Annotated in this window: 7 protein-coding genes; 3 read left to right on the top strand and 4 right to left on the bottom strand. The window is 77.5% G+C overall.

Annotation, left to right across the window (positions count from 1 at the left end):
- The 3 genes from VF468_09685 to VF468_09675 form a co-directional block, all read right to left on the bottom strand.
- Window positions 1–1,682, bottom strand: a 1,682-nt coding sequence (locus tag VF468_09685; GenBank protein ID HEX5878579.1) for an FtsX-like permease family protein, incomplete at its 3' end; no start/stop codon positions are given.
- The gene (locus VF468_09680; protein ID HEX5878578.1) at window positions 1,679–2,998 is read right to left on the bottom strand and encodes a hypothetical protein; all 1,320 of its coding nucleotides are present in this window, start codon (window positions 2,996–2,998) and stop codon (window positions 1,679–1,681) included. The genes VF468_09680 and VF468_09685, both read right to left, overlap by 4 nt.
- Window positions 2,995–4,218, bottom strand: a complete 1,224-nt coding sequence (locus VF468_09675) for a hypothetical protein (GenBank protein HEX5878577.1) — start codon at window positions 4,216–4,218, stop codon at window positions 2,995–2,997. The genes VF468_09680 and VF468_09675 overlap by 4 nt, the downstream gene beginning before the upstream one ends.
- A 136-nt stretch (window positions 4,219–4,354) precedes the next feature.
- Here VF468_09675 and VF468_09670 point away from each other — a divergent pair, with 136 nt between their 5' ends.
- From VF468_09670 to fdhD, 3 genes are all read left to right on the top strand, one after another.
- Complete coding sequence (locus VF468_09670) at window positions 4,355–5,986, top strand: DUF885 domain-containing protein (protein HEX5878576.1); 1,632 nt, start codon at window positions 4,355–4,357, stop codon at window positions 5,984–5,986.
- 6 nt (window positions 5,987–5,992) lie between these two features.
- On the top strand, window positions 5,993–6,871 hold the full coding sequence (locus tag VF468_09665; protein ID HEX5878575.1) for a M23 family metallopeptidase: 879 nt from the start codon (window positions 5,993–5,995) through the stop codon (window positions 6,869–6,871).
- Window positions 6,872–6,975: 104 nt separating this feature from the next.
- Complete coding sequence (gene fdhD, locus VF468_09660) at window positions 6,976–7,845, top strand: formate dehydrogenase accessory sulfurtransferase FdhD (protein ID HEX5878574.1); 870 nt, start codon at window positions 6,976–6,978, stop codon at window positions 7,843–7,845.
- On the opposite strand, the gene VF468_09655 is transcribed toward fdhD, so the two are convergent.
- Window positions 7,787–9,028, bottom strand: coding sequence for a hypothetical protein (locus tag VF468_09655; GenBank protein ID HEX5878573.1), 1,242 nt, complete (start codon window positions 9,026–9,028; stop codon window positions 7,787–7,789). The genes fdhD and VF468_09655 overlap by 59 nt on opposite strands.
- Between the last annotated feature and the right edge of the window lie 212 nt (window positions 9,029–9,240).

The following is a 9,240-nucleotide window of genomic DNA, read 5'->3' as shown; positions in this document are numbered from 1 at the left end:
ACCACCTGGAGCCGCTCGGCCGCCCCCACCAGGGTGAAGGCCCGGTCGTGGCGGTTGCGGACCATGTCCTGGCGGACGGTGACCGCGAACGCGACCAGCCCGAAGGCGGCGGCCAGGGCGATCACCACCCGCAGGGCCGGGCCGCCCCGGCGGGCCACCAGGCGGGCCCCGACCCAGGTGGCCACGCCCGGGGAGCGGCCGGTGAGCCGGACCAGCCAGCCCGCGACCAGGGGCAGCGAGCGCCCGAGGACCAGGGCGGCGGCCAGCACGGCCAGGCCGGGGGCGAGGGTGGCGAGCAGGTCGTAGCCGCCGGTGGCCTGGCGGGTCCCGGAGGCGCGCAGGTTGGCCAGGGCGGCCGCGGCGACCAGCAGCAGGACCACGTCCAGGACGACCGCCCGCCGGCCGACCTGGTCGGAGCGGCCGCGGCGCCACTGGTCGAGGATCCGCCGCCGGACCGCGCCCAGGCTGGCCAGGCTGGCCGCGCCCAGGGCGACGGCGGCGGCGGCCAGTGCCACCACCACCGCCGCCGGGGTGACGGCCACCGGGATGCCGGCCTCGAGCTGGCTGCGGGCCAGCAGGTACGCGCCCAGCCAGCCGACCGCCAGCCCGGCCGGGAGGGCGAGGGCGGCGATGACGGCCAGCTCCAGCACGGCCAGCCCGAAGGCCTGCCCGGTGGTGGCGCCCCGCACCTTGGCCAGGGCGACCTCGCCGGCCCTGGCCTCGGCGGTCATGGCGGAGACCACGACCAGGATCAGCAGGGCCAGGGCGGCCAGCTGGACGTCGGCCAGGAGCACCGGCACGGTGAGGGCCTGACGGTCGGCCTCGGCCTTGGCGACCACGTCGGCCAGCCCGGTGAGGACGGTGGCGTTGGGGTTGTTGACCCGCAGCACCTCGGCCACCTCGCCGAGGGCGGCGGGGACGGCCCGGGTGTCGGCCAGGCGCAGCCGGTCCGGCTGGATGAAGTGGTCGAAGCGGGCCCGGATGTCCATGGTCCCGCCGTCGACCACCGGCAGCAGGTCGGCGTTGGCCAGGAACACGGCGTCCATGGGCGGCTGCTCGTTGTCGAGCGGCGGGGGCGGGAAGTAGGCCTGCTGGGCGCCGAACCAGAACTCGTCGCGGGGGGTGGGGGTGTAGATCCCGGCCACCACCAGGTCGCGCCCGGCGGCGCCGGCCCCGAACCCCTCGACCCGGAACCGGTCGCCGACGTCCAGCCGGAGCCAGTCGGCGGCCCGGCGGCTCAGGGCGGCCTCGGCCGGCAGGCCGAGCGGCCTGGCTCCGGGGCAGCGGCCAGCCTGGAGCACCAGGTGGTCGCAGAGGCCGTCGCGGCCGGCCAGGTACGCGTTGGCCGGCTGGCCGCCCTCGGCCCGGATCGGGACCGGGGTGCGGGTCTCCAGGCCGGTGACCGGCGGGGCGAGGGCCGGCACGGCCGGCAGGGCCGCGGCCAGCGACACGGTGAGACTGCGCAGCTCCCGGCCGTCGGCCACGACCTGGCTGACATGCAGGCCGGCGGTGTAGCTGGTCGCGGTGCGCAGGTTCTGGGCGAGCAGGGACTCCCCGGCCGCCCGCAGGTAGATCGCGCCGGCCGCGGCCACCCCGACGGCGAAGGTGGTCACGGCCAGCAGCGCCGCCGACAGCCCGGCCCGGGCCCGCAGCCCGCGCAGAGCCAGCCGCAGGCTGCTCATGAGCCGGCCGCCGGGACCCAGGCGGCCAGCCGGCCGGGGGCCGGGTAGCTCACCTGCACCGAGGGGTCGTCGGCACGGATGAACCGCCAGGTGGCTCCTCCGGCCAGCAGCAGCCAGGCACCGTCGGGGCTGGGCACGAGGGCGTAGACGGCGTCGTTGCCGATGCCCGAGCGGAGCAGCTGCGGCGGCCGGTCGTGGGGCAGGTAGGTGGCCGTGCCGGCGCCGCCGGTCCAGGCCCGGCCACCGGTGGGGAGGAACGTGAAGAGGCCGGGCAGGTGCTCGGGGATGAGCTCGGCCCGGCCGCTGGCCAGGTCGACCACGGCCAGGACCTCGGCCTCCGGGCTCGTCCGGGGATGGCCGTCGGCCAGGGCGTCGACGATCCGGACCGCGGCCTGGCGCCCGTCCGGGCCGAGCACGGCGGTCACGATCACCAGGCCGCGCGGGTCGGCCCCGGGCTGGACGGTCCGGAACACCCGGACCACCTCGTCGAAGCCGAGCACGGGACGGAAGCCGCCGTCGCGCCGCCACAGGCGCAGGCCCCTGGTGAGCTGGTCGGAGGGACCGACCGGGGGCCGCCGGAGCAGCTCCCGGCCGGGCACGGGACCGGCCCGGCGACCCTCGGCCGGGTCGGCGACCAGGGCCGCGCCGCCGTCGGCGGCCACGTCGTAGAGACAGCCGGGCAGGGTGGCCAGCCGCTCCCCGGCCCCGTCCAGGACCCAGCTGGTGGCGGCCGTCACCCCGGGGATCGGCCCCCCGCCCACGCGGTAGCCGCAGACCCCGAGCACGCTCCCGTCGGCCGAGTGCCGCGGCGGCCCGGCCGCCTTCCACCCGGCCGGGAGCAGCCGCCGCAGCGACCCGTCGACCAGCCGCCCCACCGCGGCCGCCCCGTCGCCCGTCTGCAGGTAGACCCGGTCGGCGTCGGGTGCCAGCTCGGCCGGCCGGTCGTCGGGGGGGAACGCCAGCAGGTGCGCGGCCACCTCCAGGTCGGCCCCTGACGGCGCCCGCTGGGCCGCGAGCTCCCCCAGCTGCCCCAGCACCCGGCGGTCCCGCCCGTCCGCGCCCTGCGCGTGGGCCCGCCCCTGCTGGTCGATGAACAGCAGCGTCCCAACCCCCCGCAGCTGCTCCACCGGCCCGCTGCTCCCGTGGACCCCGTCCGGCCGTGCCTCGGTCTTCGGCACGGCCCCGGGGTCGCGCCGCCCCGCCACCCGCTCCCCGGCCAGCCCGCCCACGACCAGCCCGCAGACCACCGCGACCACCGGCACCACCACCGCCAGCCGCCGCCGGCCCCGGCCCTGCTCGATGAGTGGGTCGCTCATGGCGCCGCTCGGGCCGGCCAGGCCAGGAGGGTTCCGGTGACGGGGGTGGCGGTGGTGTAGACGACGTCGGCCTGCTTGACGACCAGGACCCCCGAGGGCGAGGAGATGGCGACCGAGTCCCCGTCCGAGGACCAGGCGAAGCCGTCGGCCGCGACCATCGGCACGCCGGAGGCCAGGACCCGGGCGCCGCCGCCGGGCCGCCAGGCGAGCACGTAGCCGCCCGCCTGCCTGGCCGCCAGCTCGGCGGTGGCCAGGCCGCCGCGGCGGTCGACGGCGGCGACGGCCAGGGTGGTCGAGCCCTGCCGGTCCGACCAGCCGATCCAGGCCGGCCGGTGCCCGGCGGCCAGCGGGATGGCGGCCACCCGGCGCCCGTCGGTCCCGGTCACCAGCACCGACCACGCCCCACCCGGCCGGCCCGCCGACACCGCGACCAGCTTGCCGTCCGGGCTCAGGGCGAGGCCGTCGACCACCGCCCCCCGGCCCGCCTCGGCCCGCAGCCGCCGCGCGTCCAGCAGCACGCGGGGGCGCTTCCCGGGCCGGCCGACCAGCACCGAGCCGCCCTTGGGGGTCGCCGCGGCCCGCAGGAAGCCCTCGACCCGGGTCCAGGGCCCGCCGGCGCCGGCGAACACCCCGGCCCGGGCCGCCCAGGCGACCGGGCAGCCGAGCTTGACCGGCCGCGACCGCCCGCTGGCCGCGTCGAGGAGCAGGCCGCCGTCGGCCGGCTGCTCGGCCGGATCGGGGCAGGCCAGCAGCTGCCGGCCGGCGCCGGCCAGGCCGTCGGCGACGAAGCCGGCGGGGCCGAGCCGGCGGCTGGCGCCGTCGGCCTCGACCCGGGTGACCACCCCGCCGTCCAGCGCGACCAGGACACCGGAACGGTCGGGACCGACCACGGCGCTGGCCCGGACGCTCTGGGAGACCACCCGGCGGTCGGTCCCGTCGGCGTTGACCTCCTCCAGCCGGCCCGAACGCGACAGCAGCATGGGCCCGGCCCCGAGGCCGACGCTGTACAGGACCTGCCGCTCGACCCGGAGCTTGGGGGCCTCGGCCGCCGGCGGGAGCCGGACCTGCACCGGCGGCGGGTCGGGACGGGGGACGACCACGAAGGCGAGCAGGAGCCCGGCGACGGCGCCGGCCGCGAGCCCGGCCAGTCCCCGCACCGCCGGGCGGGGCCGGGACGGGCTGTCGTCCCAGACCTCCGGGTCGCCGAGCAGTCGTCCCAAGCCGTTCCCTATCTGAAATGGCGCGATTGAGGAGGACTGCCGGGAACTATAGGAACGGAACCTGAGAGTTTCCTGAGCCGCGCTTGGCCGTGCCCGGTGCTCGGTGCATGCTTCCGCCTGAGAGGAGCGTGTGCCCGTGGCCGACGCCGTTGCCCCGCTGACAACCGAGTACCTCGACCTGGTCTTCGAGATGTTCCCGACCGCGGCAACCGCGTTCGGCCGCCACGAGCACGACGGCCGGCTCGAGGTCGTGACGGCCGAGCGCCTGGACGACTTCGCCCGGCGGCTGGCCGAGCTGCGGGGCCGGGTGACCGCGGTCGCGCCCGCCGACGAGGAGGAGGCGGTCGACCGCGACGCCCTCGCCGCCGCCATCTCCGAGGCGCTGCTGGCCGAGGAGGCCGAGCGGCCGTGGCGCCGCAACCCGTTCGAGGCGGCCACGGCCGTGCCCGCGTCGATCCTGCTGCTGGTCGCCCGGGACTTCGCCCCGCTGGAGCAGCGGCTGGCCGACGCCACCGAGCGGCTGGAGGCGGCCCCGGCCTTCCTCGATCGGGCCAGGGCGTTGCTGGACGAGCCCTGCCCGGCCCTGTGGCGTCAGATGGCCGTCGGCGCGGCCAGCGGCGGGGCCGAGTTCCTGGCCGGCACGCTCGGTCCCCTGGCCGCCGGGACCCGGCTGGCTGGCCGGGTCGAGGCCGCCGCGGCGACGGCCGCCCAGGCCCTGCGCGACTTCGCCCGCTGGCTGGGCGACGAGCACGCCGCCCGGTTCCCCGACGACGCCCCGTTCGCCATCGGCGAGGCCGCCCAGGCCCGCAAGCTCCGTGAGGTCCACTGCTTCACGACCACGCCGGCCGAGTTCTCCCGGATCGGCGAGGCCCAGATCGAGGAGGTCACGGCCGCCCTGACCGAGCAGGCGGCCAAGCTCGGCGGGTCCGACTGGTCGGCCAAGCTCGACGAGCTCAAGGCCGACCACCCCGGCCCCGACGGGCTGCTGCCGGCCTACGAGCGCGAGCTGGAGCGGCTGGAGTCGTTCGTGTTCGCCGAGGACCTGGCCACCAACCCCGACGCCATGGCCCGGGTCGAGGCCACCCCCGAGTTCCTCCGCCCCGTGATGGGCTTCGCCGCCTACCTCCCCGCCGGCCCCTTCGACGCCTGGCAGCAGGGGTACTTCTGGGTCACTCCGCCACCGGACGAGGCCGGCCTGCGCGACCACGCCAACGCGATCATCCCCGCCGTGGCCGCTCACGAGGGCTATCCCGGCCACCACCTCCAGATGACCAGCGTCAACCGCATCCCGTCGCTGACCCGGCGGGCCATCCGCTCCAGCGTGATGATCGAGGGCTGGGGGCTGTACACCGAGCAGCTGATGCACGACGTCGGCTACTACGACGACGCCGCCCGCCTGGCCCAGCTGGCCATGCGGCTGCTGCGGGCGCTGCGGATCGTGCTCGACATGGAGCTCCAGTCCGGCGACCTCACCTACCAGGCCGCCGTGGCCCGCGCGGTCTCGGTCGGCCGCCTGGAGGAGTCCACCGCCCGCTCCGAGGTCGCCCGCTACACCATGACCCCGACCCAGCCCTTCAGCTACCTGGTCGGCTGCCTGGAGCTGGAACGGCTCCGGGCCGCCTCCCAGGCCCGCCTGGGCGACGCCTTCCGCCTGCGCCGCTTCCACGACCGGGTCCTGTCCTACGGCCACATGCCTCCGACCCTGGTCGCCCGCGCCATCACCGCCGCCGACGAGCGCGAGCAGCGCCGCCCTCCCGGCGACGGCTGAGCCCTCATGGCCCTGCAGCCCGTCCACGCGCCCCAGCCGCTGCTGCTGGTGCCGCCGCTGCTGCCGCCCCTGGTCCTGCGGACCGAGAACGGCTTCTTCGGCGCCAAGCGGCCCGCCATCGGCAACGTCGGCGACTGCGACCCCTGCACGCGGTTCGAGGAGCCACCGTCCCGCCCACCCGACGACGAGGACCCCGGCGACCAGGACCCAGGCGACGCGCGGCCGCCGGCCCGGTACGTCAAGCACCAGGTGCACGAGGCGGTCGACCTGGAGGGCGAGGCCGGGGACTGCGTCTTCGCCGCCTACACCGGACGGGTCGTGGAGGTGGAGCGCGGCGCCACCGGGGTGCGCGGCAACCTCACCATCGACCACCACCCGTCGGGGGCCGGCCTGGTCTCGCGCTACCTCCACCTGGACGGCGGCAGCATCTGCGTCGAGCCAGGCGAATCGGTGACCAAGGGCGACCTCATCGGCCAGATCGGCTCGGGCCCGAGCGACCCGCACCTCCACTTCGAGCTCCGTATCGTCGTCGACCCCTCCGACCGGCGCTTCTGGTCGGACCGGAACTCGGTCGCCCTGGACCCGACGCGCCTGCTCTACCGGTTCGAGGCCGCCGCCCTGCCGCTGCTCCGAGCCGGCGGTCCGGCGGCCGTGACCCGCATCGGGATCCAGGAGGCGGGGCCCGTCGCGTTCTTCAGGGCCGAGACCGACGCCTCCCCGCGTCCCTACGGCATCCCGCTGTACGAGCCCATGACCGAGCACGAGCGCGGCCTGATCGACCTGTTCACCAAGGCCCTGGAGCTGGGCCGCCCGGTCGGGATCGAGTTCCGCGACTCGGTGTTCTTCGGCGACAACCGGGTTCCGGCGAGCGTCGTCCTCACCTGACGCGCCCGCCCGGGGCGGGGAGCGGGGCCCGGCCCGGGCGGCGCCCGGGCGGAGGGCCACGTAGGCTGGTTGCCGGAAGGAACTGCCGAGCTCGGGAGGCGGCCATGGCGGGTCGGGGGATTGCCGAGCGCCGGGTGCTCAGGGTCGGCGCCGGGGGCGAGGCGCGGCGGGTGCGCGACCGGCTGGCCGTCGAGGAGCCGCTGGAGCTGCGGGTGGCGGGCCGCCCCGTCGGGGTGACCATGCGCACCCCCGGCAACGACGTCGAGCTGGCCATCGGCTACTGCGTCAGCGAACAGCTGGTGGCCCGGCCCGACGACATCGAGGTGGTCCGGTTCTGCGCCCCCGAGGGGCAGGCGCAGGAGTTCAACGTGCTCTCCGTGGACCTGCGCCCCGGGGTGCCGGTCCCCGACCCGTCGCTCGACCGCCTGGCCGTCACCTCCTCGTCGTGCGGCGTCTGCGGCAAGGCGTCGATCGAGGCCGTGACCGTGGCCTGCCCGAACCTGGCCGGTGACGGCCCGTCCGTGGCCAGCGGGGTCCTGGCCACCATCCCCGACCGGGTCCGGGAGGCCCAGCGGGTGTTCGAGCAGACGGGGGGCCTCCACGCCGCCGCCGTCTGCGGCCCCGACGGCGACGTGCGCTGCGTCCGTGAGGACGTCGGGCGCCACAACGCCGTCGACAAGGTGATCGGCTGGGCGGCCACGGAGCGCCGGCTGCCGCTCGCCGGGATGGTGCTGTTCGTGTCCGGACGGTGCTCGTTCGAGGTCGTCCAGAAGGCCGCCGTGGCCGGCGTGGCCCTGGTCGCCGCCGTCAGCGCCCCCTCCAGCCTGGCCGTGGAGCTGGCCGACCAGGTCGGCATGACCCTGGTCGGCTTCCTCCGGGGCGACACCATGAACGTCTACACCCATCCCCACCGCGTCACCCTCCCGACCCCGGCCCCGGGCGAGGTCCGCCCACCGGCACCGACCCCCGCCTGACGGCTCCGGCCGGATCGGCCGGCTCCGGGTGGACCGGCTCGGGATGGGGAGGACCGGAGTCTGGCTTGGTGAGCTCGTCATAGACGTGGAGGGCGGCCGCGCTGCCGGCCTGGGCGCCGAGGGCGCCGCCGATGGCGGTGACGGTGGGGCAGACGATCAGCCCGGTGCCCTGGGTGGCGGCGGCCGTGCCGCCGCAGATGGCCATGCCGGCCCGGCCGCCGAGGTCGGCGCCGATGGCGCCGCCGAGCGCCCCGACGAACGCCCGCAGGAGCGACTCGCCGTGGCTCACCGAGGCGGTGAAGTCCAGGACGGGCGCGAGCAGCGGCAGCACGCCGAGGTGCATGCCGCGCAGCAGCGGCGGCGTGGCCGCCGAGTGGGCGACCCGGCCCGCCGCCGCCCGGACCGACGGGTCGTCGGCGGTCGTGGCCAGCCGGCCCGCCGCCTCGACCCGCGCCTCGGCGCCCGCGATCAGGTGGTGGGTCGCGATCGCCACCTCGGCCCCGGCCTCCAGCACCCGACCCACCGCCCTCTGCACGGGCCCCCCGTGGCGGTCACCACCGTGGCCCTGCGTGCCCCCCGGTTGCCCGGTCCCGGCCGGCCGGTGGCCGCCCCGGCCCCGGGGCGGGGAGGCGGCGGAGACGGGCCTGGCCGCCTGGTCGAGGCGGGCGGCGGCGACCCGCCGGGCGGCCGCGGCCTCGTGCTCGGCCGCCGTGGCCATGCGGCCGGCCTGCCCGGCGACCAGCATCGCCGCCGGGTCGACCGCATCGGCGGGCGACAGGACGCCTCCCTGCGGGTTCCAGGCGCTCCGCAGCGGCGGCCGGGCGGCGCCGCCCTGCGATGCCGGGCCGCCCCCGCCCTGCGACTCCAGGTCGACCCCGACGCCGGCGGCCAGGCGCTGGGCCCGGTCCCAGGTCGCCTGGGCCTGCTCCAGGCGGCCGGCCAGCTCGGACAGGGCGCCGGCGGCCTGGTCGAGGACGTCGGCGGCCCGGCCCATCCCGACCTGGAGCCCGGCGCCGTCGACCAGGAACGCCTCGCTGGCCGGGCCCCGCCAGGCCCCGGCCACGACCTCGGACGAGGTCGTGCGGCCCAGCCGCGCGCGGACCTCCCGCAGCGCGGCGGCGGCACCGCCCATGCTCCGGGAACACGCGGCCAGGGCGGCCGGCTCCCCCGCCGGACGACTCATCGGTCAAGGGTCGCCGGCGACGGCGGACGGTACGGCATCGGACGGCTCCTCTCGGCACGACGGCGACGGGACGGCGCAACGGAACTGGCGGGACGATCGGCGATCCGGCCGGAACGAGTTGTATCCGCGCCCAGAGACCCGGACAACCAGCCATCCACACCCCCACCCCATGACACCACCCCGCTCCGGACCGCAACCGCCGGGCCGATGCA

The sequence above is a fragment of the Actinomycetota bacterium genome, from assembly GCA_036280995.1.
Lineage (GTDB): Bacteria > Actinomycetota > CALGFH01 > CALGFH01 > CALGFH01 > CALGFH01.
The sequence above is the reverse complement of the archived record's forward strand: the minus strand, read 5'-3'. Positions and strand labels throughout refer to the sequence as shown.